This window comes from Hymenobacter terricola, from assembly GCF_017921975.2.
GTDB lineage: Bacteria > Bacteroidota > Bacteroidia > Cytophagales > Hymenobacteraceae > Hymenobacter > Hymenobacter terricola.
In genome coordinates, this window is sequence record NZ_JAGEMO020000033.1 from 39,921 (window position 1) to 63,063 (window position 23,143).

General features: G+C 54.1%; 21 protein-coding genes. 18 read left to right on the forward strand and 3 right to left on the reverse strand.

Annotation, left to right across the window (positions count from 1 at the left end; genetic code table 11):
• Nucleotides 1–51: 51 nt before the first annotated feature.
• Nucleotides 52–687: a C40 family peptidase gene (locus tag J4G38_RS18655; protein WP_226163549.1), complete on the reverse strand. Its 636-nt coding sequence runs from the start codon at nt 685–687 to the stop codon at nt 52–54.
• 44 nt (nt 688–731) lie between these two features.
• On the opposite strand from J4G38_RS18655, the gene J4G38_RS18660 reads away from it, so the two are divergent.
• Entirely contained in the window at nt 732–2,153 is a 1,422-nt protein-coding gene (locus J4G38_RS18660) for an FAD-binding oxidoreductase (RefSeq protein ID WP_210519798.1), read from the forward strand.
• 272 nt (nt 2,154–2,425) lie between these two features.
• On the opposite strand, the gene J4G38_RS18665 is transcribed toward J4G38_RS18660, so the two are convergent.
• Nucleotides 2,426–4,069, reverse strand: coding sequence for an amidase (locus J4G38_RS18665; protein ID WP_210519796.1), 1,644 nt, complete (start codon nt 4,067–4,069; stop codon nt 2,426–2,428).
• 219 nt (nt 4,070–4,288) lie between these two features.
• Nucleotides 4,289–4,723, reverse strand: a complete 435-nt coding sequence (locus J4G38_RS18670) for an acyl-CoA-binding protein (protein ID WP_210519794.1) — start codon at nt 4,721–4,723, stop codon at nt 4,289–4,291.
• 143 nt (nt 4,724–4,866) lie between these two features.
• On the opposite strand from J4G38_RS18670, the gene asnB reads away from it, so the two are divergent.
• From asnB to J4G38_RS18755, 17 genes are all read left to right on the forward strand, one after another.
• Complete coding sequence (asnB, locus tag J4G38_RS18675; RefSeq protein ID WP_210519792.1) at nt 4,867–6,774, forward strand: asparagine synthase (glutamine-hydrolyzing); 1,908 nt, start codon at nt 4,867–4,869, stop codon at nt 6,772–6,774.
• 85 nt (nt 6,775–6,859) lie between these two features.
• Complete coding sequence (locus tag J4G38_RS18680; RefSeq protein ID WP_210519790.1) at nt 6,860–8,203, forward strand: UDP-glucose dehydrogenase family protein; 1,344 nt, start codon at nt 6,860–6,862, stop codon at nt 8,201–8,203.
• Nucleotides 8,204–8,294: 91 nt separating this feature from the next.
• Nucleotides 8,295–9,242 carry a UDP-glucuronic acid decarboxylase family protein gene (locus J4G38_RS18685; RefSeq protein ID WP_210519788.1) on the forward strand — a complete coding sequence of 316 codons (948 nt, stop codon included), beginning with the start codon at nt 8,295–8,297 and terminating at the stop codon, nt 9,240–9,242.
• 111 nt (nt 9,243–9,353) lie between these two features.
• A complete protein-coding gene (locus tag J4G38_RS18690) occupies nt 9,354–9,776 on the forward strand; it encodes a sugar 3,4-ketoisomerase (protein WP_210519786.1) in 423 nt (140 codons plus the stop codon).
• Nucleotides 9,758–10,720 (forward strand): GNAT family protein, encoded by a 963-nt coding sequence (locus J4G38_RS18695; RefSeq protein WP_210519784.1) that lies wholly within the window; start codon nt 9,758–9,760, stop codon nt 10,718–10,720. The genes J4G38_RS18690 and J4G38_RS18695 overlap by 19 nt, the downstream gene beginning before the upstream one ends.
• Nucleotides 10,721–10,729: 9 nt before the next feature.
• Nucleotides 10,730–11,827, forward strand: a complete 1,098-nt coding sequence (locus J4G38_RS18700; protein WP_210519782.1) for a DegT/DnrJ/EryC1/StrS family aminotransferase — start codon at nt 10,730–10,732, stop codon at nt 11,825–11,827.
• A 39-nt stretch (nt 11,828–11,866) separates the two neighbouring features.
• Entirely contained in the window at nt 11,867–12,814 is a 948-nt protein-coding gene (locus J4G38_RS18705; protein WP_210519780.1) for a glycosyltransferase family 2 protein, read from the forward strand.
• A 242-nt stretch (nt 12,815–13,056) separates the two neighbouring features.
• The gene (gene gmd / locus J4G38_RS18710; RefSeq protein ID WP_210519778.1) at nt 13,057–14,169 is read left to right on the forward strand and encodes a GDP-mannose 4,6-dehydratase; all 1,113 of its coding nucleotides are present in this window, start codon (nt 13,057–13,059) and stop codon (nt 14,167–14,169) included.
• Nucleotides 14,170–14,206: 37 nt separating this feature from the next.
• Nucleotides 14,207–15,133: a GDP-L-fucose synthase family protein gene (locus J4G38_RS18715; RefSeq protein WP_210519777.1), complete on the forward strand. Its 927-nt coding sequence runs from the start codon at nt 14,207–14,209 to the stop codon at nt 15,131–15,133.
• Between the two features lie 276 nt (nt 15,134–15,409).
• Nucleotides 15,410–16,306, forward strand: a complete 897-nt coding sequence (locus J4G38_RS18720; protein WP_226163550.1) for an ABC transporter permease — start codon at nt 15,410–15,412, stop codon at nt 16,304–16,306.
• A 60-nt stretch (nt 16,307–16,366) separates the two neighbouring features.
• A complete protein-coding gene (locus tag J4G38_RS18725) occupies nt 16,367–17,623 on the forward strand; it encodes an ABC transporter ATP-binding protein (protein ID WP_210519773.1) in 1,257 nt (418 codons plus the stop codon).
• Between the two features lie 14 nt (nt 17,624–17,637).
• Entirely contained in the window at nt 17,638–18,462 is an 825-nt protein-coding gene (locus J4G38_RS18730; protein ID WP_210519771.1) for a class I SAM-dependent methyltransferase, read from the forward strand.
• A gap of 11 nt (nt 18,463–18,473) precedes the next feature.
• A complete protein-coding gene (locus J4G38_RS18735) occupies nt 18,474–19,577 on the forward strand; it encodes a DegT/DnrJ/EryC1/StrS family aminotransferase (protein WP_210519770.1) in 1,104 nt (367 codons plus the stop codon).
• Complete coding sequence (locus tag J4G38_RS18740; protein WP_210519769.1) at nt 19,574–20,290, forward strand: formyltransferase family protein; 717 nt, start codon at nt 19,574–19,576, stop codon at nt 20,288–20,290. The genes J4G38_RS18735 and J4G38_RS18740 overlap by 4 nt, the downstream gene beginning before the upstream one ends.
• Nucleotides 20,291–20,297: 7 nt before the next feature.
• Nucleotides 20,298–21,482 (forward strand): glycosyltransferase family 4 protein, encoded by a 1,185-nt coding sequence (locus J4G38_RS18745; protein ID WP_210519768.1) that lies wholly within the window; start codon nt 20,298–20,300, stop codon nt 21,480–21,482.
• 71 nt (nt 21,483–21,553) lie between these two features.
• Complete coding sequence (locus tag J4G38_RS18750) at nt 21,554–22,255, forward strand: FkbM family methyltransferase (protein WP_210519767.1); 702 nt, start codon at nt 21,554–21,556, stop codon at nt 22,253–22,255.
• 86 nt (nt 22,256–22,341) lie between these two features.
• Nucleotides 22,342–23,142, forward strand: a complete 801-nt coding sequence (locus J4G38_RS18755) for an alpha-1,2-fucosyltransferase (RefSeq protein ID WP_210519766.1) — start codon at nt 22,342–22,344, stop codon at nt 23,140–23,142.
• Nucleotide 23,143 lies beyond the last annotated feature (1 nt).

The following is a 23,143-nucleotide window of genomic DNA, read 5'->3' on the forward strand; positions in this document are numbered from 1 at the left end:
ATTGAGCCTTACACAATGAACCATTTACAGGGCAAAGGTAGTAGACGCGCCTCATAAGAGAGGCCGTACGGCCCGGATAAAGCGACTGAGGTAATAATCAGATTCCAAGCTGTTTTCCACTACTCCCAGGGAAGTAGAAGCGTGAATAAAGTCAACACCTTCGTCGTCAACCACCGTCACCAGGCCCACGTGGGTGATGGTGCGGCTGCCGGGCGAGGCCCCAAAAAAGACCAAATCGCCGGGTTGGAGTTCGGTGGTCTTCACGGGGTCGCCCCACACGGCTTGCTCGTTGGACGAGCGCGGAATGGTGACCCCCGCCTCGCCGAACGAGAGCTGGAGCAGCCCCGAGCAGTCGAGGCCGAGGCGGGTGGTGCCGCCGTAGAGGTAGGGCGTGCCCTGGTAGGAGCGGGCGGCTTCTATCACCGAGGCCAAGGTGCCGGTGGCGCTGCCCATGCGGGCGGGCCGGCGCGTCACCACCTTGGTTTTGCCGCCGCTGGGCGTGCTGCCGATAACCTTGGTTTTGCCCGTGGGGCGGGCGCTGGCGTAGCGGCCGCCCTTTTTCAGGCGAACCATTTCGCGCGCCGAGCGGTACTGGCCGTCGCGGTAGTTGAGCTTGCGGTGGCAGCTGGCCAGCAAGGTTAAAGCCAGCAGCAGCCCCGGTAGTATCTTCGTTGTCACCCTCCCCATTGGCCGCAAAGATAGTTTGCGCGGCCTTTCCAGCTTTGCCGCTTATGAATTTTAACGCCCTCACCCCCGAATTATTGGTTGCCTTCGAGGCCATTGTCGGCCCCGCGCACGTCCTAACGGCCCAGCGCGCCGAAGCCACCGCCACCGCCGATGCCTACGCCGACTACGGCCGCGACCACACCGAAGACCTGCATTTTGCGCCCGATGTGGTGCTGCGCCCGGCCGATGCCGACGAAATCAGCCAGATACTGCGCCTGTGCCACGAGCACCACATTCCCGTCACGCCGCGCGGCGCCGGCACGGGTCTGAGCGGCGGCGCCCTGCCCATCCACCACGGGGTGGTGCTGAGCACCGAGCGGCTGAACAAAATCATTCAGATTGACGAGCGCAACCTGCAGGCTACCGTGGAGCCCGGCGTGGTGAACGAGGCGTTTCAGAATGCCGTGAAAGAAGTGGGCCTGTTTTATCCGCCTGACCCGGCCAGCAAGGGCAGCTGCTTTCTGGGCGGCAACCTGGCCCATAGCAGCGGCGGCCCCAAAGCCGTGAAATACGGCACCACGCGCGACTACGTGCTGAATTTGCAAGTGGTGCTGCCCACCGGCGAGATTATCTGGACGGCCGCCAACACCCTCAAAAATTCCACCGGCTACAACCTCACGCAGCTCCTGGTGGGCTCGGAAGGCACGCTGGGCATCATCACCAAAGTAGTGTTCCGGCTGTTGCCGTATCCGCAGCACAACATTCTGATGCTGGTGCCTTTCCGCCAGGAGGCGCAGGCCGCCGACGCGGTTTCGGCCGTGTTCCGGGCGGGCATCATCCCGTCGGGCATGGAATTTATGGAGCGCGAAGCCATTGCCTGGTCTTCCGATTACCTGAAAATCCCGCTCACGCTGCCCGAGGATATCCGGGCCCACTTGCTCATTGAGCTCGACGGCCAGGACCTGGACCAGCTTTATAAGGAGGCCGAGCAGGTGTACGGCGTGCTGGAGCACTACGACGTGGGCGAAATCCTGCTGGCCGATACCGCCGGCCAAAAAGACGACCTCTGGCGCATCCGGCGCAACATCGGCAATTCGGTGCGCTACAACTCGGTGTATAAGGAAGAAGATACCGTGGTGCCCCGCGCCGAGCTGCCCACGCTGCTGAAAGGGGTGAAGGAAATAGGCGCCCGCTACGGCTTCAAAAGCGTGTGCTACGGCCACGCCGGCGACGGCAACCTGCACGTCAACATCATCCGGGGCGACTTCGACGACGAGATGTGGAACGTGGGCCTGCGCCAGCCCATTTCGGAAATCTTTGAGCTGTGCGTGAAGCTGGGCGGCACCATTTCCGGCGAGCACGGCATTGGGCTGGTCCAGAAAGGCTACATCGGCATCGCCCTGGCCGAAACCAACCTGAACCTGATGCGCGGCATCAAAGGCGTATTCGACCCGCACGGGATTCTGAATCCGGGGAAGATTTTCTAAGGTCCCTTCCAAACGTTTGGATGAGGAGTTTTGGCTCCAAATGCCCCTTCCAAACGTTTGGATGAGGAGTTTTAACGCCAAAAGTTCCTTCCAAACGTTTGGATGGGGAGTTTTAACGCCAAAAGTTCCTTCCAAACGTTTGGAAGCCTCCCTTTAGCACCAAACCCGGCTTCCCAACGTTTGGAAGCCTCCCTTTAGCGCCAAAGCCTGCCTTCCCAACGTTGGGAAGGCAGGCTTTGGCGTTCCAGCTGATTAGGATAGGAGCCGTCTTGCTATGCCACCGTCGGTAAAAACTGCGGGGCCGTGCGCTTGTGCGTGGCCTGCTCATAGGCGTAGCCCAAAGCCAATAACTGCCCCTCGTGGTAAGCCGGCCCCACAAACGACAGGCCCACCGGCAGGCCGAGCACCTGCCCCATCGGCACCGTCAGGTGCGGATAGCCCGCCATGGCCGCCGGCGACGAGAAATCGACGCCCGTCGAGTAATCGCCGTTCACCCAGTCGATGCACCAGGCTGGCCCGGTCGTCACCCCCACAATGGCGTTGAGCTGCTGCGTGTGCAGCAGCTCATCAATGGCTTTGCGGGCCCCCGACACTGTTTTTTGCACGGCGGCTTTGTACTTGGGGTTGTTGAGCCCGTCGGTGGCTTCGGCCTTAATCAACGTTTCCTGCTGGAAAAACGGCATGGCTTCGGCGGCGTGGGCGTTGTTGTAGGCAATCACGTCGGCCAGGTTGCTCACGCTGGCCCCGGCCCCGGCGAGGTACTTGTTCACCCCATCCTTGAACTCATACAGCAACACGTCGAATTCGGCCTCGCCAAGCGGGTTTATCAGCTTGTTCAATTCGACTTCCACCACGGTCGCGCCCTGCGCTTTGAGCGCGGCCACGGCTTCTTTCAGCAGAGCGGCCACGGCAGGCGGGCCGTTCAGGTGCGCTTTCTCAACACCGAGGCGCTGGCCCTTTAGCGCATCGGCTTTGAGAAACGTGGTGTACTCGGTTGGCGAGCCGGTGGGAATGGGCAGCTTGGCCGGGTCCGCCGGGTCGGGGCCGGCGAGCGCGCCAAGTAGGAGGGCGGCGTCGCGCACGGTGCGGGCCATGGGACCGGCCGTGTCCTGGGTGCTCGAAATGGGAATGATGCCGCTGCGGCTGAGCAAGCCCACGGTGGGTTTGAGGCCGACCAGCCCGTTGCACGACGAGGGAGAAACCACCGAGCCATCCGTCTCCGTGCCAATGGCGACGGCGCACAAATTGGCCGCCACCGCCGCGCCCGAGCCGGAGCTGGAGCCGCTGGTGCTGCGGTCCAGCGCGTAGGGATTGCGGCTCTGGCGGCCCCGGCTGCTCCAGCCGCTCACCGAGTGCGAAGACCGGAAGTTGGCCCACTCGCTCAGGTTGGTTTTGCCCAGCAGCACCGCTCCCGCGGCCCGCAGCTTCTGCAAGATGAAGGCGTCCTGTTTGGCCTTGTGCCCAATCAGGGCCGAGGCGCCGGCCGTGGTCATCATCTGGTCGCCGCTGTCGATGTTGTCTTTAATCAGCACCGGAATGCCGTGCAGCGGGCCGCGCACCTTGCCGGCCTTGCGCTCTTTGTCAAGGCCATCGGCAATGGTCAGCGCATCCGGGTTGGTTTCGATGACCGCGCGCAGCAGAGGGCCGGCTTCGTTCAGGGCCTGGATGCGGGCCAGGTATTTCTCGCTCAGGCTGCGGGCCGTTTCCGTGCCTTTGGCCATGCGGTCCTGCAAGTCGGCCACAGTGGCTTCGTGCAGGGCGAAGGGTTCGTCGGTGCTTTTTTCTGCGGGCGCCCCGGCCGTGGTGGGTGCCTCGGCGGTGGGCTTGTCGGTGGTAGCCTGGCAGGCCACGGCGGGCAGTAGCGCGGCCGTGAGGGCGGCCCGCGTGCCATGATTCAAAAAAAGACGACGGTTCATAAGGTAATAAGTAGCGAAAAAGACAGCGCTGAAAACGCGAAACCGGAAGCCAAAAGCTCCTGCCAGCAATGATACTGCGCGATTGGTGGCTGATAGTTAAGCGAGTAGGAATATTTTTTACTTAGCCCAATTCCCGCCAAAAACAAAAAGCCGGCCCCGCACGGGGCCGGCTTTGCTACGCATTTGCTGCCAAAGCCAATGGCCTGGCTGCCGTGCTGCTTATTCGGCCTGCTGGCTTTTTAGCTTGTCCTCGCCACCATACGGGGAGCCCGCCTCGATGTCGCCCCGCAGCCCGCCGTGGTCGTGGGTGCGGGGGGCACCCGACTGGCGGTCGGTGGGCACTTCGCTGGCTTCCGTACCGAAGCCAGCGCTGCCGGTAATTTCAGCGACTTTGGCCACGTAGCGCCGCTTGGCTTCCTCTTCGGGCACGCCCTTAAACTGGTCCCACGAATCCCACTGGGCCTGCGACAGGCCGGCGGGGCCACTGGCCTGGTCGGCAGCATCGGGGTCTACTTCGTTGGTTTTCATGTTCACATCGCCCTCCGTGGCCTGCTTATAGAGGCCGTAGAGTTCGGTCATGTGCGCGGCTGCGGCATCGCCGGGCAGGTTGTTTACTTGCTGTGCCGCCGCTTGAAATTGGTCGTTGAGGTTCATGGGTTGGACAGAATAGATGGGAAATGAAAAAGAGCAGCGAAGGCACTGTGGTGGCCTTTTGGTAGAAATTGTCGCCATTTGTGCTCTTCGCAATACCACGCGGATGGCCTTTAGGTTGCGGGGTCGTACTTTTGCGTGCTACTATGTGCGGAATAACAGGAGTATTTGCTTTTACGGAAACAGGTCGTCAGTCACTGGCCAACCTGCAAGCGTCTACCGACGCCATCATTCGCCGCGGACCCGACTCCGAGGGCCATTACACCTACGATAAAGTAGGGCTGGGCTTTCGTCGGTTGGCTATTCTCGACCTTTCGGCCGATGGCAATCAGCCGATGACCGACGCGTCGGGGCGCTACACCATCGTCTTCAACGGCGAGATATTCAACTACCGCGAATTGCGCGAAAAGTTGATAAAGCGCGGCTGTGCATTCCATTCGCAGACTGATACGGAAGTCATCCTGCAGCTGTACATCACGGAGGGCCGCAGCTTTATCAAGAAGCTCAACGGCTTTTTCGGGTTTGCCATTTACGACAAGGAAGAGAATTCGCTGTTCATCGCCCGCGACCGGTATGGCGTGAAGCCGCTCCTTATTTACCGCGACGAAGACAAGCTGTTTTTCGCTTCGGAAATGAAGTCGATGATGGCCCTGGGCGTGCCGCGCAAGCTCGACTACGTGGCTCTGAGCCAGTATTTGCAGCTGAACTACATCCCCGGCCCGGCCAGTATTTTCAAGGGCGTGAAAAAAATGCTGCCCGGCCACTACCTCTACATCAAGGACAATAAAGTAGTCGGCAAGGCGTGGTATAAAATCCCCTACGACGCCAAGAAAGTCGCCAAAAACAAGCTCACCTACGAGCAGCAGCAGCACAAGCTGGTCGACCTGATGGACGGGGCCGTGCAGCGCCGCCTCGTGGCCGACGTGCCGCTCGGCGCCTTCCTCAGCGGCGGCATCGACTCCAGCGTGATTACCGCTTTGGCCGCTCGCCACACGCCGCACCTCAACACGTTCAGCATCGGCTTCAAAGACGAGCCGTTTTTCGACGAAACCAAGTACGCCAACCTGGTAGCGGCCCGGCACAAGACCAACCACACCGTCTTCTCGCTGACCAACAACGACCTCTACGAGCACATCCACGACATGCTGGATTACCTCGACGAGCCGTTTGCTGACTCCTCGGCCCTGGCCGTGTACATCCTCAGCCAGCGCACCCGCCAGAGCGTGACCGTGGCCCTCAGCGGCGACGGCGCCGACGAGATGTTCGGCGGCTACAACAAGCACATGGGCGAGTTCAAGGTGCGGCAGGGCGGCGCCAAGGCCGAAGCCGTAACCGCGCTGGGCTTCCTCTGGGATGCCTTGCCCAAGTCGCGCAGCGGCTTTTTCGGCAACCGGGTGCGCCAGCTGCAACGCTTCTCACGCGGCATGGTAGCTGGTGTGAAGGACCGGTATTGGGACTGGGCCAGCTTCGCTTCGGCCGCCGATGCCCGCGACCTTCTCAGCGCCGCCAGCCGCCGCAAAGTGGGCAAGAAGCTGGCCGCCAAGCGCCGCAAGGACATTCTGGAGCACCTGCACACCGACGGCGACCTCAATGAGGTGCTGCTCACCGATATGACCCTGGTGCTGCCCTACGACATGCTCACGAAAGTGGACATGATGAGTATGGCCAGCTCGCTGGAAGTACGCACCCCCTTCCTGGATTATAAGGTCGTCGACTTCGCCTTCTCCATTCCCGTGACCAGCAAGGTCGATGCGACGATGAAGAAGCGCATCGTGCAGGACGCCTTCCGCTCCGAGCTGCCCGTCGAGCTCTACGACCGCCCCAAGCACGGTTTCGAGGTGCCTTTGCTGAAGTGGATGCGCGGCGAGCTGCGGTCCCTCATCGAAGAAGACCTGTTGCGCGACGAGTTTATCGAAAGCCAGGGAATTTTTGATGTTGAAGCCATTCGGGCGCTTAAGGCCCAGCTTTTCTCGCGCAGCCCCGGCGACGTGCATGCCCGTATCTGGGGCCTCATCGTGTTCCAGACGTGGTGGAAGCAGTATATGAATAGCTAATTATCATGTTAGCAGAACCAACGGAAGGGCGATAAAGCTACCTTTGCCCGGTTGACACCAGGTTTATTTCCAATAAAATCTTCGTATGAAAATAGCAGTAGTAGGCACCGGCTACGTTGGTTTGGTTACGGGTACGTGCTTTGCCGAGGTCGGCATCGACGTAACGTGCATCGACATCGACCAGAAAAAAATTGACAACCTGCACGCGGGAATCCTGCCCATCTATGAGCCCGGGCTGGAGGAAATGGTGAGCCGCAACGTAGAAAAGGGCCGCTTGCATTTCTCCACCAACCTGGCCGAAAGCATCAAAGACTGCGACGTTGCGTTCATTGCCGTGGGCACGCCGCCCGGCGAAGACGGCTCGGCCGACCTGAAATACGTGCTGGCCGTAGCTCGTGGCATCGGCGAGCACATGAATGCCTACGGCGTCATCGTGACCAAAAGCACCGTGCCCGTGGGCACCGCCTCCAAAGTGCGCGCCGAAATTGAGAAGGCCTTGGCCAAGCGTGGGGACGACATCGAGTTCGACGTTGCTTCTAACCCCGAGTTCCTGAAGGAAGGCGCTGCCATTGATGACTTCCTCAAGCCCGACCGCATTGTGGTAGGCATTGCATCCGACCGCGCCGAAGAGGTGATGCGCCGGCTCTACAAGCCCTTCCTGCTCAACGGCCACCCGATTATCTTCATGGATATTCCGTCGGCGGAGATGACTAAATACGCGGCCAATTCCATGTTGGCGACGAAAATCAGCTTCATGAACGACGTGGCCAACCTCTGCGAAATCATGGGGGCCGACGTGAATATGGTGCGCCGCGGCATTGGCTCCGATGCGCGCATCGGCACCAAGTTTATCTATCCCGGCATTGGCTACGGCGGCTCCTGCTTCCCCAAGGACGTGAAGGCGCTGATTAAAACCGCCCAGGAAAACGGTTACGACATGCAGGTGCTGCGCGCCGTGGAAAGCGTGAACGAGGACCAGAAGTCGGTGCTTTTCGACAAAGTGAGCCGGCATTTCGGTGGCGAACTGCGCGGTCTGAAAATAGCCTTGTGGGGCCTGTCCTTCAAACCCAAAACCGACGACATGCGCGAGGCGCCGTCGCTGGTTATCATCGAGAAGCTGCTGGCGGCCGGGTGCACCGTAACGGCCTACGACCCCGTGGCTATGCCCGAAGCCCGGCATTCCCTCGGTGACACCATTACCTATGCCAAAGACGAATTCGCGGCCCTGATTGATGCTGATGCACTTCTGGTAGTGACGGAGTGGCCTGATTTCCGCGCCCCGAACTTTGAAGTGGTGGCGCGCCTGATGAAGCAGAAAGCTATTTTTGATGGCCGTAACATCTACGAAGCCAAGGAATTGCAGGAGCTCGGCTTTGCTTACCACTGCATTGGGGTAAAAACCGAGCACAAAGAGCCGGCGGTTTCCTAAGAATGGAAAATTAAGAACGTCATGCTTTGTCCGGCGCCCGCTGGCAGAAGCCTGGCGTTCCATCAGCATTACCAACGACTATATGACCAACATGTCCGAAGAAAAAAAACGCGTCCTTATCACCGGTGGGGCCGGGTTTCTGGGTTCCCACCTCTGCGACCGGTTCCTGGCCGAAGGCTACCACGTCATTGCGATGGACAACCTGATTACGGGGTCGCTCCAGAATATTGAGCACTTATTTGGTAAAGAAGACTTTGAGTTTCATCACGCCGATGTGAGCAAGTTCGTCTTCGTGCCCGGCAAGCTTGATTATATCCTGCACTTCGCCTCGCCCGCCTCGCCGATTGACTACCTCAAAATTCCGATTCAAACCCTAAAAGTGGGTTCGCTCGGCACGCACAACCTGCTGGGCCTGGCCCGCGTGAAGGGCGCCCGCATGCTGATTGCCAGCACCTCAGAGGTGTACGGCGACCCCGAAATCCATCCTCAGGTAGAAGAATATTTCGGCAACGTGAACCCCGTGGGCCCGCGTGGTTGCTACGACGAGGCCAAGCGTTTCCAGGAGGCCATTACCATGGCTTACCACAACCACCACGGCCTGGAAACGCGCATCATTCGCATCTTCAACACCTACGGTCCGCGCATGCGGCTCGATGACGGCCGCGTGCTGCCCGCTTTCCTCTCGCAGGCCCTGCGTGGTGAGAACCTGACCGTGTTCGGCGACGGCTCCCAGACCCGTTCGTTCTGTTACGTCGATGATTTGGTGGAAGGCATTTACCGGTTGCTGCTCAGCGACTACCACTTGCCGGTCAACATTGGCAACCCGTCGGAAATCACCATCAAGGAGTTTGGCGAAGAAATTGCCCGCCTCACCGGCGTCGAATTCACGCCCACGTACCAGGCCCTGCCCGAAAACGACCCCCTGAAGCGCCGGCCCGACATCACCAAAGCCAAGGAAATCCTGGGTTGGGAGCCCAAAGTGGACCGCGCCGAAGGCCTGCGCCGGACGCTCGAGTATTTCAAGGAACACGTTAAATAAGGTCAGTGAGCAGTTAATAGTGGACAGTTAACAATTGGTCTTTCGCATTAATAGCTGCTCACTGCTCATTGTTAACTGCTCATTGTTAACTGCTCATTGTTAACTGATAAAATGATTGATTATCCGGCCCCGTATCTTATTCAGTTTCCAAAGCTGGGGGCTCCGGATATCGGTTACATCTCCGTTGGTGAAAATGCCAAAGACCCGCTGCCGTTTCCGGTGCAGCGGGTCTTTTGGACTTATTACACGCCCGAAAGCATTGTGCGCGGCCGGCATGCCCACCAGTGTATGGAGCAGGTGCTGATTGCTGCCGCCGGGCGCATCATCGTTACCACGGAGCTGGCCAATGGCGACATCCAGATTTTTAGGCTGGAAGACCCTTCCGTGGGGCTCTACATCCCGCCCAGTGCGTGGCACACCATGCAGTATTCGCACACGGCCGTGCAGCTGATTCTGGCTTCCCAGCCCTACGACGAGGGTGATTATATCCGTGATTACGAAGCATTTCGGCAGCGATGGGCACCGAAAGCCTGAGCCCATTGGTGGCGGCCCGCGCGGCGGAGCTGGCCTATTATTCGCCGTATTATTTTCTGCGGCAATTCTCTGGCGAGCTTCAGCAGGCCTTGTTTGGGACGGGCACGGCCACCCGCTGGGGCCAGGAAGCGGGCACCAAAACGTACCGTACAACTGGTGAGAAACCGGGGGCGGATGTGTACTGGCTGCTGCGCTCCCTTCCCTGGGATTCCGACTACTTTGGGCTACCCACGTTTCGCCTGTTCACCGGCTTGTTCGCTGCCCAGGTCACGGCGGCCGAATTAGTGACGGCGGCCCACGCGCTGCGCCAGCATCTGGCCGAGCGCAACGGCACTTTCTACGCCTTCAGCATCGTGCCGGCCGAGGACGTGCGGCTTCTGCAAGGCCTCACTGCCGCCGGCTGGCAATTGGTGGAAACCCGGCTCACGTATTACCGCGACCATTTGGAGGATTTTACTTATCCTCGGCATACAGTGCGGGCCGCGACTTTGGGGGAGGCGGCCCATATTGGCCGGATTGCGGCGGCGGCTCGCAATCCTTACGACCGGATTCATGCCGATAACTGGTTTAGCGAAGCCCAGGCCGATGGCTACTCGGCGCGGTATGCGGAGAACGCCGTGACGGGTGACCTGGCAGCTACCGTGCTGGTACCCAACGTGCCCGGCTTGCCCGTTGACTCTTTTCTGGCTATTAGCGACCTCGAAATCGACGCGTCCGCCTTGGGCACGCGGCTGTCGCGGGTTTTGCTCACGGCAGTGGGCCCGGCCAACCGCGGGTGGCACGCAAAGCTGGTAGCCGAAACCCTGCACCGCGCCCACGCGCTGGGCCACGAAGCCGTGGTGATGACCACCCAGGCCACCAACCACGCCGTGTTTCGGACGTGTGAGAAGCTGGGCTTCCGGCTTGGGGCCACCAGCCATGTACTGGCTTGCAATTGCCGTTAACTTTACCGCATGGAAGTTCCGTTCCTTTCATTCGCGCCCCAGCACGCTCCTTTGCGCGCTGCCCTCACGGATGCCTTCACCCGCGTAGTCGATTCGTATTGGTACGTGCTAGGGGAGGAGGTGCGGCAATTTGAGCAGGAATACGCAGCCTTCAATCAGGTGGCGCACACCGTGGGGGTGGCCAATGGGCTCGACGCGCTGGTCCTGGCGTTGCGTGCTTTGGCTATCGGCCCCGGCGACGAGGTAATCGTGCCTTCCAATACCTACATTGCCACCTGGCTGGCCGTGACGCAGGTAGGAGCCGTGCCCGTGCCGGTGGAGCCCGACCCTGCCACCAGCAACCTCGACCCCGCGCGCATAGCAGCGGCGCTTACCTCGCGTACCCGCGCCATCGTGCCGGTGCATCTTTATGGCCAGGCCTGCCGCATGCCGGAAATCATGGCGCTGGCAACGGAGCATGGTCTTTTTGTGGTCGAAGACAATGCCCAGGCGCAGGGCGCCGCGTTCGCCGGCCAGCGCACGGGCAGTTTTGGCCATATCAACGCCACCAGCTTTTATCCGGGCAAAAACCTGGGGGCCCTCGGCGATGCCGGCGCCGTGACTACCAACGACGATAACCTGGCCCAGCAAGTGCGGGTGCTGCGCAACTACGGCTCGCAGCAAAAATATTACAACGAAGTAATCGGTTACAACTCCCGCCTCGATGAGCTGCAAGCCGCCGTGCTGCGCGTAAAGCTCCCCGAACTGCCCACCTGGACGCGCCAGCGCCAGCAAATAGCAGCCTGGTACGGCCAGCACCTCGCCGGTATTGCCGGCCTGCGCCTGCCCGCCGTGGCCGAAGGCGCCACTAACGTCTATCACCTCTATGTGGTGCACACGCCCCACCGCGCCGCCTTGCAGCAGCACCTCACGGCCCAGGGCATCGGCACGCTCATCCACTATCCCGTGCCGCCGCACCGGCAGCAAGCCTACCAGCAACTGCAACTGCCCGCGGGCAGTTTCCCCATTGCCGAAGAGCTGGCAGCCACTTGCCTGAGCCTCCCCATCTGGCCCGGCATGACCGAAGCTCATGTTGCGACCGTGGCGGCGGCCATTCGCAGTCGTTAGCAGTGGATAGTTGAAAACTGCTAACGTATAATTGCTCCCATGCCCAAGCTCTCCGTCATCATTCCCTGCTACTTCAACGAGGAGAATATTCCCGTAACGACCCAGGAGCTGGTGGCGAACGAAGCGAATTTTCCGCCCGAAGTCACCTTTGAGTACGTGTTTGTGAATGATGGCTCGGGCGATGACACGCTGGGGGCCCTGCGCCGAGCGCAGGCCACCTACCCCAGCCGCATTCGCATCATCGATTTGGCCGGCAACGTGGGTTCCTACAATGCCATCGTGGCCGGCATAGCCCATGCTACCGGCGACTGCCTGGCCGTTATCACCGCCGACCTGCAGGACCCTCCCGAGCTGATGGCCCAGATGTACGGCCACTGGCAACAGGGCTTCAAGCTGGTGCTCGGCAACCGACAGGACCGGGAAGAAACCGGCTTTCTGGAAACCATGGCTAAGGTATTTCACTGGTTGATGAAGAACCTGGCCCTGCGTAACATCCCCGACGGCGGCTTCGATTTCGTCTTTTTTGACCGCCAGGTGGCTACCGAGGTGCTCAACATCCACGAGCGCAACTCCAACGTGTTCTACCTCATGGTGTGGCTGGGATTTCCCTACGTCAGCATTCCCTACGTGCGCCGCAAGCGCCAGATTGGCCAGTCCCGCTGGACGCTTTCTAAAAAAATAAAGTTGTTCATCGATTCGCTGATGGCCTTTTCATTCGTGCCCATTCGCGCCATATCCGTGCTGGGCCTGGGCCTGGGGGCCATTGCGTTGGTCTATGGCCTGTACGTCATCATTCTTAAAATCATTGCCCCCAACGAGCCCGCCGGCTGGACCACGCTCATGGTGGTGCTGCTGTTCGTCTCCGCGTTTCAAATGATAGCGCTGGGGGTGATTGGCGAATACGTCTGGCGCGGGCTGGACGCGGCCCGTAACCGACCTTTGTACGTCATCAACAAAATTTACGAAGAGTCATTGCCGGGAAAATAGCAACCCGTATTAGATTTGGAAAATTTTTAATATAAAAATTAATATTTATTATTGCTGTAAATTTCGGCCATCGCCAATGCCTGAAGTGCAACAAATAGGCGGGCTTGAATTATTTTAGCCAAAATATCATCGATTGATTGCTGGCGCACGTTCGCGATGCGTTGCCGCTGGTGTCGACGGCTCATTACATGCATTAGAATTCTTTTGCTTGAAAATCAGAAACATTCTTACCACAAAAACATATGAAACGTGCGATTGTCACCGGGGTAACCGGTCAGGACGGGGCTTACCTGGTTGAGCTGCTGTTGAGTAAAGGCTACGAGGTGCACGGCATCAAGCGCCGCTCTTCACTCATCAACACCGACCGCATCGATGCCCTCTACCAGGACCCACACGAAGAGCACGTGCGCCTCACCCTGCACTACGGCGACCTGACGGACTCGACCAACCTCATCCGCATCGTGCAGCAAGTGCAGCCCGATGAGATTTACAACCTCGGGGCCATGTCGCACGTCAAGGTTTCGTTCGACACGCCCGAGTACACAGCCGATGTGGACGGTGTGGGCACGCTGCGCCTACTCGAAGCCGTGCGCATTCTGGGCCTGGCCCACAAAACCCGGATTTACCAGGCCAGTACCTCCGAGCTCTACGGCCTGGTGCAGCAGGTGCCGCAGTCCGAAACCACGCCTTTTTACCCGCGCTCGCCCTACGCCGTGGCCAAGCTCTACGGCTATTGGATTACGGTGAACTACCGCGAAGCCTACGGCATGTATGCCTGTAACGGTATCCTCTTCAACCATGAAAGCCCCCTGCGCGGCGAAACTTTTGTCACGCGCAAAATCACCCGCGCGGCCTCGCGCATCGCGCTGGGTCTGCAACAAAAGCTGTACCTGGGCAACCTGGACGCCAAGCGCGACTGGGGCCACGCCAAAGACTACGTGAAGGCCATGTGGCTGATGTTGCAGCAGGAAACACCTGAAGACTACGTGATTGCCACCGGCGTGACCACCACCGTGCGCGAGTTCGTGCGTCTGGCTTTTGCTGAGTTGGGCATCGAAGTCGCGTTCAGCGGCGAGGGCATTGCCGAAACGGGGCAGGTAATGGCCTGCACCAATCCTGATTTCCAATTGGCCGTGGGCACCACCGTGGTGCAAATCGACGAGCGGTATTTCCGTCCCACTGAGGTGGAACTGCTCATCGGCGACCCGGCCAAGGCCAAACGCCAGCTCGGCTGGGAGCCCAGCTACGACCTCGCCGCCTTGGTACGCGAAATGGTACAGGCCGACCTGGAGTTGTTCCGCCGTGATGCCTACCTGCAGGCCGGCGGCCACGTCATCACCAACGCTTACGAATAGGCTGCTGGCCCTGTCGCACATTATCATTTCGTGACCAATGCAGCCAGACGCTAAAATTTACGTGGCCGGACACCGGGGTATGGTGGGCGCGGCTCTGGTGCGCCGCCTCGAACGAGCCGGCTACCACAACCTCATCGTGCGCACCTCGCAGGAACTGGACCTTCGCAACCAGGCGGCTGTGGCCACTTTCTTCGCCCGGGAGCGTCCCGAATACGTGTTGCTGGCCGCCGCCAAAGTGGGCGGCATTGTAGCCAACAACACCTACCGGGCCGATTTCCTCTACGACAACCTGTTGATTCAGAACAACGTCATCGGGCAAAGCCACCTGCACGATGTGCAGAAGCTGCTGTTTCTGGGCTCCTCGTGCATCTACCCCAAAATGGCCCCTCAGCCCATTAAGGAGGAATACCTGCTCACGGGCCCGCTCGAACCCACCAACGAGCCCTACGCCATCGCCAAAATCGCAGGCCTGAAGCTGTGCGAGGCTTTCCGGGACCAGCATGGCCGGCACTACATTAGCGCCATGCCCACCAATCTCTACGGCCCCGGCGACAACTACGACCTGCAAACCTCACACGTACTGCCGGCCATGCTGCGCAAGTTCCACGAGGCGCGGGAGCAAGGGCATCCCGAAGTCGAAATTTGGGGTACAGGCACACCCTACCGCGAATTCCTGCACGTCGACGACCTCGCCGATGCCTGCCTGCACCTGCTGTTGCACTACGATGGCGCTGCCTCCGTCAACATTGGTACTGGTGAAGACCTGACTATCCGCGAGCTAGCCGAGTTGGTGCGCGACATCACCGGCTATACCGGCAACATTGTTTACAATACCGCCAAGCCCGATGGCACCCCCCGCAAACTACTTGACGTAAGCCGTATGCGGGCTCTGGGCTGGCAGGCTTCCATTGGCCTGCGCGAGGGTATTACGTCTGTGTATAATGACGTGTTTGTTGCGGTGTAGCACGTAAAGGCTGCAGTTCCATTCCGACGGGACTAGTTTATGCGCTTCTGCGATTTGCAAGGAGGTAGGGTATTGACTGCTTTATATAAACGGCAATAAACCAAGTGCTAAGGCTTCTGAGTACGAGCCTGATTATGTTGCTTATCCCTAGCTGCGTCTGTATCATCGTCGCCTTGTCACTATCTTTGCAGCATCCGGCGTCTTGTTCGACAGCCATGCTTTGAAAGTGTCCAGCTTTTTCGGATGCTTTCCGTTGTACCTCCTAATCCGCTATCTGTGCAATCTGTCGAAGTCTTAAACGAGGTTCCTCGCATTTCACCTAGCACCCCGCCCGAGGCGGACTGGTCGGAGGTTATCCAACCACACACCCGCTTATTCGACCTGGGCCTGCGCGACGTATGGCGCTATCGTGACCTTGTGCTGCTGTTCGTCCGGCGCGATTTTGTATCGAGTTACAAGCAGACCATATTAGGTCCTATCTGGTTCTTCATCCAGCCATTACTCACCACAATTACCTACATGGTGGTGTTTGGGGGCATTGCCAATCTCTCCACCGATGGGCTGCCTCAGCTGCCATTCTACTTAGCGGGCGTTACCATCTGGAACTACTTCGCCCAAACGCTGACGACCGTTTCCACGGTATTCACAACCAATGCGGCCATCTTTGGCAAGGTATATTTCCCGCGCCTTACCATGCCACTATCCATTGTGGTGTCCAATTTGGTGCGCTTTGGAATTCAGTTCGCGCTGTTTCTGGCTGTGTGGGGGTACTACTTGGTCCTGGGGAATAGTCTGCATCCCAACCTTTATATCCTGCTCACGCCACTTCTTCTCGTATTGATGGGACTTCTGGGCTTGGGATTGGGCATGATTTTCAGTGCCCTCACCACCAAATACCGAGACCTGGCTATGCTACTTACCTTTGGGGTGCAACTCCTCATGTACGCCACGCCCGTCATTTATCCCTTATCAAAGCTACCCCTAAAATACAAGCCGTTTATTCTGGCCAACCCTCTAAGCGCCATTGTCGAAACCTTTAGGTTTGCCTTCCTGGGTTCCGGCTCGTTTAGTTGGCTCGCGTTAGGCTACAGCGCGGTTGTTACACTGGTCGTATTGGTAATCGGTACAGTGGTGTTCAATAAAGTAGAAAAAAGTTTTACCGATACCGTATAGCCCTGGAGCAGCCCGTTAGTCGGAAAGGAACCAAGAGTAGTACCATCTGGGAGAGTGAGTATGAGCAATGTCGCAATTAAAGTTGAAGACCTGAGTAAGCTATATCGCTTGGGTGAAATCGGTACCGGTACCCTCAGCCACGACTTGAACAGGGCCTGGGCCCGGTTACGTGGCAAGGAAGACCCGTCTGCTATCATTGGCGAAGCCAATGACCGTACCGCTAAAGGTAGCAGCGATTTTGTCTGGTCGCTAAAAGATATCAACTTTGAAGTAAAACAAGGTGAAGTACTGGGCATTATCGGCCGCAACGGTGCCGGCAAATCCACACTGCTCAAAATTCTATCGAAAGTAACCGCGCCTACTACCGGTCGCGTTAAGGTGCGGGGCCGCATTGCTTCCTTGCTCGAGGTGGGCACCGGCTTCCACCCGGAGTTGACCGGCCGCGAAAATATCTTCCTCAACGGTGCCATTCTGGGCATGACGAAGGACGAAATTCGTAGCAAATTCGATGAGATTGTCGATTTTTCGGGCGTTGAACGATATATCGATACGCCTGTAAAGCGGTATAGCAGCGGCATGTATGTACGCCTCGCCTTCGCCGTAGCGGCTTTTTTGGAACCTGAAATCCTGATTGTGGACGAAGTTCTGGCCGTGGGTGACGCGGAGTTTCAAAAAAAATGCCTGGGCCGGATGAAGGATGTGAGCGTGAATGATGGGCGCACTGTTCTATTTGTTAGTCATAATATGGGAGCTGTTACCGCATTATGTGATAAGGCGCTGGTAATGAGCAACGGGCTAGTAGCTTTCGATGGGGCAGTTAACAAAGGAATGGACTACTATTTGAAGCTAGGTAATAATGCGGCGTCGAGTAAATACATAAATGAAAATCCGAAGGAGAATGATTTACTAAGCGTAGACCTGTTGAATACAGTAGGTGAATCGTCAACAAGTTTTTACTTCTCAGAGGAAGTAGTCTTGAAATTCAAAATAGTGATTCGGGATACCGAGAAAAATTTCACGTTAGGATTTCACATCAAGGACCAGACAGAACGAAAAGTATTCACTAGTGAAATTAATATAAAATCAATTGTTTCAGAGCCTGGTGTTTATGCTTTTCAGTCTATAATTCCTGCGAATGTTCTAACCCCTAACAGCTATGCGCCTACTGTAGCATTACATATTCCAAACGTTGAGATTATCACTATTATTGAGGATAAGCTGATGTTCGAGATTGAAGAAACTGGAACAGAATTGTTTCAATATGCAGGTACTGACTATGGCTGTGTATTTATCAATTGTGAGTGGAGTAAAGTATAATAAATATTTTTAATATGAAAACCTGCAAAATTTGTCTGAAAAATTCTCATTTTTTATTTGAAAGTAAGGTGCTTTACAAGCACCAAGTATCTTATTTTCAATGTGAATCATGCAAATTTATTCAAACTGAAACGCCATTTTGGCTGGATGAAGCATACTCATCTGCCATAGCGGGTCTTGATATTGGCCTTTTGTACAGAAATAATGTTTTCTCTAACACAATTCCGGGTATTCTTGAGCAATTCACATTAACTGACGATTGTTATATTGACTATGGCGGAGGGTATGGAGTATTTGTTAGAATGATGCGCGATAAAGGGTACAACTTTTATTTATACGATAAATATTGTGAAAACTTATTCGCACAGTTTTTCGAGCTTGACAATTGCAGCGTGAAACGTTTTGCAGCACTGACTGCCTTTGAAGTGTTCGAGCATCTTGTTGACCCGATTAGCGAAATTGCAAAAATGTTTGAATTTTCTGACTCAATAATATTTTCAACAGAAATTCAGCCTGATATTTCATTTAATTCTGACCAGGACTGGTGGTATTTTGTTCCGGAGGGAGGCCAGCATGTTGCATTGTATAGTTTAGAAAGCTTAAATTATCTTGCCGATTTATTTGAATGTACGCTATTTACAAATAATAGTAATTTGCATATTTTGTCAAAGAGGCAAATGCCTAACCCTTTTGAAGTAAGGACGAAGCAAGATTCTTTACTTCTCAGAACTATGCGATTTATAAACAGGAAAATTTTATTCCCACCAGTTGCTGCAAGTCACCGAGAAAGTCTGCTTTCGAGAGATTTTGAAATGGTTAAGAGTAAATTAATAATTTAAATACACAATGTATGCAAGGTTCTGTTATCAGAATTCCTGTCTATCAGCCTTCGCTGAACGGAAACGAAAAGAAATACGTAAATGAATGCCTTGATTCCACTTGGATTTCTTCTAAGGGGAAATTTATTCCACAGTTTGAAGAGGCATTTGCGGACTATATAGGCTGTGAGCACGCCACTGCCGTCAGTAATGGAACCGTCGCCATTCACTTGGCATTAATAGCTTTAGGTATTGGTCCTGATGATGAAGTCATCGTTCCAACGTTAACTTACATAGCATCAGTAAATGCAATTGCATATACGGGCGCTACGCCAGTATTTGTCGATTCGCTATTCGATACTTGGCAAATGGACCCTGAAGACGTTAGGAAGAAAATCTCGCCTCGTACCAAAGCGGTAATGGCAGTGCATTTGTATGGACATCCATGTGATATGGATGCACTTAAGCGAATATGCGATGAGAATGACTTATTCCTCATCGAAGATTGTGCGGAAGCAATTGGCTCGCTTTACAAGAATCAGCACGTAGGCAGCTTTGGCGATATCGCCACGTTTAGTTTTTTTGGCAATAAAACTATTACCACGGGTGAAGGCGGAATGGTTGTTACCAACGACCATACATTGCATGAACGCGCCGTTCATTTCAAAGGTCAAGGGCTGGCCAAGCACCGGCAGTATTGGCATGATGTAATTGGATACAATTACCGTATGACTAATATTTGCGCTGCAATAGGATTAGCGCAGTTTGAACAAATGGATTTTTTATTGAATCGTAAGTTGGAGATAGCTGCTCTTTATCGTAATGCTTTCCAAGGTTCACCAGTACTCTTTCACGGGGAACATGCTGATGTACGAAACAGCTACTGGATGTGCTCCATTTTGGTGCCAGAAGCAGGCCAAAGAGAGGGACTGCGGGAGCACCTGGCGGCCCACGGAATCGAAACTCGTCCTTTGTTTTATCCCGTCCATACAATGCCTATGTATTCAGGTCGGTTCCAAAAGCATACTGTAGCCGAGGCACTGGGCTGGCGCGGAATTAATCTTCCTAGCTTTCCGGGTCTGTCGGATAGCCAAGTTCACGAAATCGCAACTGTTGTAAAGTCATTTTGGAAATGAAAATTATTCTGTGCGGTTATAATTGGGTAGGATGTAAGGCTTTGGACTTACTAATAAGTAGCGGGCATGAAGTTTTTGTTTACACTCATTCCTCGCAGTATTATACAAACGACTTGGAAAGCTTCTGCAAGAAAAAGGGTGTTGCATATACATTAGAGAAGATTGATGAAGCAAATTTGCCTTTCCTACCGGAAGTTATCGCGAGTATATATTACCGATATATAATTAGTAAAAGCGTAATTGATGCATGTAATGGGAAAATATTTAACCTTCACCCATCACTTTTGCCTGAATATAAAGGGTGCAGCAGTCTCACGTGGGCAATGATTGATGGACTGAATACTTCTGGTTATACATATCACTACTTAACTACTGAAGTAGATAAGGGAAAGATTATCATCCAGAAAGAGGTGGCTATAGAGGATTTTGACACACAAGTAAGCCTTTACTATCGCGTAATGTTCGACGCTGTAAAGGACTTTCTGAACGTTGTTGACTTGGTTAATCGTGGTTTTGAAGGATTAGAACAAGATAAAGACCAAGGGAAATATTTTAAACGAGGAGCGCCTTACCAAGGTGCAATAGACCCAGGTTGGGAGTTGGAAAAGAAGGAAAGATTTATAAGAGCAATGATTTTTCCACCTTTACCATTGGCCACATTTAATGGTAAACCTGTGGCCAATCTCTCCGATATACAAGGCGCTGACAAGTAGACTGATAATGAATATCTTACTTTACATTCCTAAGCTAGACCAGTCACACGGCGGCGTAAGGCAGTATTCAATTGCATTAATGAGAATTCTTGCTCAAGATAAGCATAATACTTATTTTGTGTATCATAACGGCTCAGACCAAGAAGTACTGAGTTCTCTTGCTGTTGCACCTCATTTGCACCGGGTCATGGACTCTGATGTGGCCAAGACAACGGTTCAGGCTAAAATAATTAGAGGGAAACAAATTATAAATTTTCTATCACGCCGCTTCAGCACCGGATGGCAGTTTAAAATTGATAGTCTCATTGACAGGCTCATTCATAAATATAAAATCGATATAATTCATTGCCCCTACCAGTTTATACCTCTTACTAATAACGCTAAATTAATTGTTACTCTGCATGATGTGCAGGAGATTCATTTTCCGGATTTTTTCACTGCTGAAGACCGCGCTTATCGGGCAGTCAATTTTCTTGATTTCCTGCGACGGGCTGATGAAGTAGTTGTGAGTTACAGGCACATTAAAAATGACCTTGTGAAATACTTTGCCATACCCCCTGATAAAATCCAGGTTGTTTTGCTTGATATGGGAAAGTTATGGTTTGAAAGGTTTACTGAAGCCGATGTTCTTTCACTTAGCGAATTAAACTTACCAAGCCCTTTTATTTTTTACCCTGCAAATACATGGAAGCATAAAAACCATAGCCGGTTATTACGTGCATTAGCCTTATTGAGAGATGAATACGGCTGTAGGGTGAATCTAATCTGTTCCGGGCACTTAAACGAACATTACGAGGAATCTTTGAGCATGGAAATGGATGAGTTGAATCTACATGACCAAGTTCGATTCTTAGGAATAGTGGACGAGCAGTCTTTGTTCAGCCTTTACCGGCATTGCTTAGGCGTAGTGGTGCCTACAGTTTATGAGGCAGGGAGTTTTCCTTTGATGGAAAGTATACTCTTGAAGGTTCCGGTTATATGTTCCAGTGTGACATCATTACCAGAAACGGTAGATAACCCGGATTTTTTATTTGACCCCTTCGATGCTGAAAGCATGGCTGCTAAAATAAAGCTGCTTTGGACCTCAGAGGAATTCAGACAGCTTTCAGTGGCTAATTCGAATACTGTTGGATGGAAATTGAAGCATACGCGAGCGCTGGAAAAACTACTGAGTTTATACTCGGGCCTTTAGTCATAAACATAACTATTGCCTAAAGCAACAGGATTACTTTTTTGACACTAGATTTGAAGCAAAAATAAACTATGAGAAAACTTGTAATTCGAGTTTGTAACAAAGTCGCTCATCTACTATCAGTTGATAGTAAGGTGACTGCAGAAGCTATATTAAGTCCACAATATATTCAGTCAAAACGGGTTGAGCAATGGTTTAAAGATGATGGTGATAATACTCATCGATTAAACTATAGGCTTAATTCAGACTCATTGGTTTGGGATTTAGGCGGTTACGAAGGCCAATGGGCAAGTGATATTTACGCAAAATATAACTGCTCAATGATGATTTTTGAGCCTTTTATCCCGTATGCTAAAAATATCCAGCTGAGATTCGAAAATAATAATCGAATCAATGTATTTATGTTTGGCCTAGGTGCTCGAACAGAAACTCTTGCGTTTTCTGTGCTTGCTAATTCATCTTCAGTTTTCGCTGATGGGCCTAAAGATGAGAAAATCGATATCTTTTCTGTAGAGCAGTTTATAGCCGATAAAGCAATCAAACAGGTTGATTTAGTTAAAATCAATATTGAGGGGGGGGAATTTGAACTTCTCGAGTCGTTGCTAGATACTGGCTTAATCTCGCTGTTCAAGAACGTGCAGGTGCAGTTTCATGATTTCATTGTTGATAATGCAAAGGGAAGGATGGTTGACATCCAAAAGAGACTTGCTCTTACCCATAAGCTGACTTATCAGTACGAATTTGTTTGGGAGAACTGGGAGATACTAAGCTAATGATTGTCGAGTTGATAGGAGGACTGGGAAACCAAATGTTCCAGTATGCATTTGGTTGCTGCTTAGCTACTCAACTTGGTACATCGGTGAGATTTGACACTACGAACCTACTGGATAGGACCCAGAGACCAAATTTTACCTTTCGTGATTTTGAGTTAGGTGTATTCAGCGTCGAAGTACCCCTGGCTACTGAAGCAGATTGTGCTTTATATGTTCCATTGCCTCCTGGCCGGCATACTCGCATAGGCCAACGTTTACTTCGCAAACTGCTAAATCCCCGTCGCTACCTAGAGCAGCAGCATGCCGTCTATGATGCGGGAGTGTTGCAAGCGGGGACAAATACCTACTTTGAAGGGTACTGGCAGAGTGAGAAATACTTCAAACCCTGCGAGGCACTTATTCGACAAGCTTTCGCATTCAAAGCCCCGCTTACAGACCTCAATCGTTATCTTGCTGATGAGATGCTTGCTACTTCCTCGATAGCCATGCACGTACGCCGGGGCGATTATGTGACCAATTCGCTCTCTAGCGAGATACACGGCACCTGTACCCCCGCCTACTACCGGGAGGCAATTGCCTTAATGCAGGAACAGATAGGCGATATCGCCCTCTTTGTGTTTTCCGACGAACCCGAATGGGTGCGGGAAAATCTGCATTTTCCGGTTCCTACTACCTATATTAGCCACAACCAAGGCAAAGCCAGCTATACTGATATGCAACTGATGAGCTTATGCCGGCACAACATCATTGCCAATAGCTCTTTTAGCTGGTGGGGAGCTTGGCTTAATGCCAACCCCAATAAAATTGTAGTTGCTCCGCGCCAATGGGTGCAGGATGCTGGCAGGGATACTACTGACCTCATCCCGAGTGAATGGATACGCCTTTAGC

What these genes read in the sequence shown, in the direction of transcription:
- J4G38_RS18655 (WP_226163549.1), bottom strand. Translation starts at nt 687, where the DNA reads ATGGGGAGGGTGACAACGAAGATACTACCGGGGCTGCTGCTGGCTTTA.
- J4G38_RS18660 (WP_210519798.1), top strand. Translation starts at nt 732, where the DNA reads ATGAATTTTAACGCCCTCACCCCCGAATTATTGGTTGCCTTCGAGGCC.
- J4G38_RS18665 (WP_210519796.1), bottom strand. Translation starts at nt 4,069, where the DNA reads ATGAACCGTCGTCTTTTTTTGAATCATGGCACGCGGGCCGCCCTCACG.
- J4G38_RS18670 (WP_210519794.1), bottom strand. Translation starts at nt 4,723, where the DNA reads ATGAACCTCAACGACCAATTTCAAGCGGCGGCACAGCAAGTAAACAAC.
- asnB (WP_210519792.1), top strand. Translation starts at nt 4,867, where the DNA reads ATGTGCGGAATAACAGGAGTATTTGCTTTTACGGAAACAGGTCGTCAG.
- J4G38_RS18680 (WP_210519790.1), top strand. Translation starts at nt 6,860, where the DNA reads ATGAAAATAGCAGTAGTAGGCACCGGCTACGTTGGTTTGGTTACGGGT.
- J4G38_RS18685 (WP_210519788.1), top strand. Translation starts at nt 8,295, where the DNA reads ATGTCCGAAGAAAAAAAACGCGTCCTTATCACCGGTGGGGCCGGGTTT.
- J4G38_RS18690 (WP_210519786.1), top strand. Translation starts at nt 9,354, where the DNA reads ATGATTGATTATCCGGCCCCGTATCTTATTCAGTTTCCAAAGCTGGGG.
- J4G38_RS18695 (WP_210519784.1), top strand. Translation starts at nt 9,758, where the DNA reads ATGGGCACCGAAAGCCTGAGCCCATTGGTGGCGGCCCGCGCGGCGGAG.
- J4G38_RS18700 (WP_210519782.1), top strand. Translation starts at nt 10,730, where the DNA reads ATGGAAGTTCCGTTCCTTTCATTCGCGCCCCAGCACGCTCCTTTGCGC.
- J4G38_RS18705 (WP_210519780.1), top strand. Translation starts at nt 11,867, where the DNA reads ATGCCCAAGCTCTCCGTCATCATTCCCTGCTACTTCAACGAGGAGAAT.
- gmd (WP_210519778.1), top strand. Translation starts at nt 13,057, where the DNA reads ATGAAACGTGCGATTGTCACCGGGGTAACCGGTCAGGACGGGGCTTAC.
- J4G38_RS18715 (WP_210519777.1), top strand. Translation starts at nt 14,207, where the DNA reads ATGCAGCCAGACGCTAAAATTTACGTGGCCGGACACCGGGGTATGGTG.
- J4G38_RS18725 (WP_210519773.1), top strand. Translation starts at nt 16,367, where the DNA reads ATGAGCAATGTCGCAATTAAAGTTGAAGACCTGAGTAAGCTATATCGC.
- J4G38_RS18730 (WP_210519771.1), top strand. Translation starts at nt 17,638, where the DNA reads ATGAAAACCTGCAAAATTTGTCTGAAAAATTCTCATTTTTTATTTGAA.
- J4G38_RS18735 (WP_210519770.1), top strand. Translation starts at nt 18,474, where the DNA reads ATGCAAGGTTCTGTTATCAGAATTCCTGTCTATCAGCCTTCGCTGAAC.
- J4G38_RS18740 (WP_210519769.1), top strand. Translation starts at nt 19,574, where the DNA reads ATGAAAATTATTCTGTGCGGTTATAATTGGGTAGGATGTAAGGCTTTG.
- J4G38_RS18745 (WP_210519768.1), top strand. Translation starts at nt 20,298, where the DNA reads ATGAATATCTTACTTTACATTCCTAAGCTAGACCAGTCACACGGCGGC.
- J4G38_RS18750 (WP_210519767.1), top strand. Translation starts at nt 21,554, where the DNA reads ATGAGAAAACTTGTAATTCGAGTTTGTAACAAAGTCGCTCATCTACTA.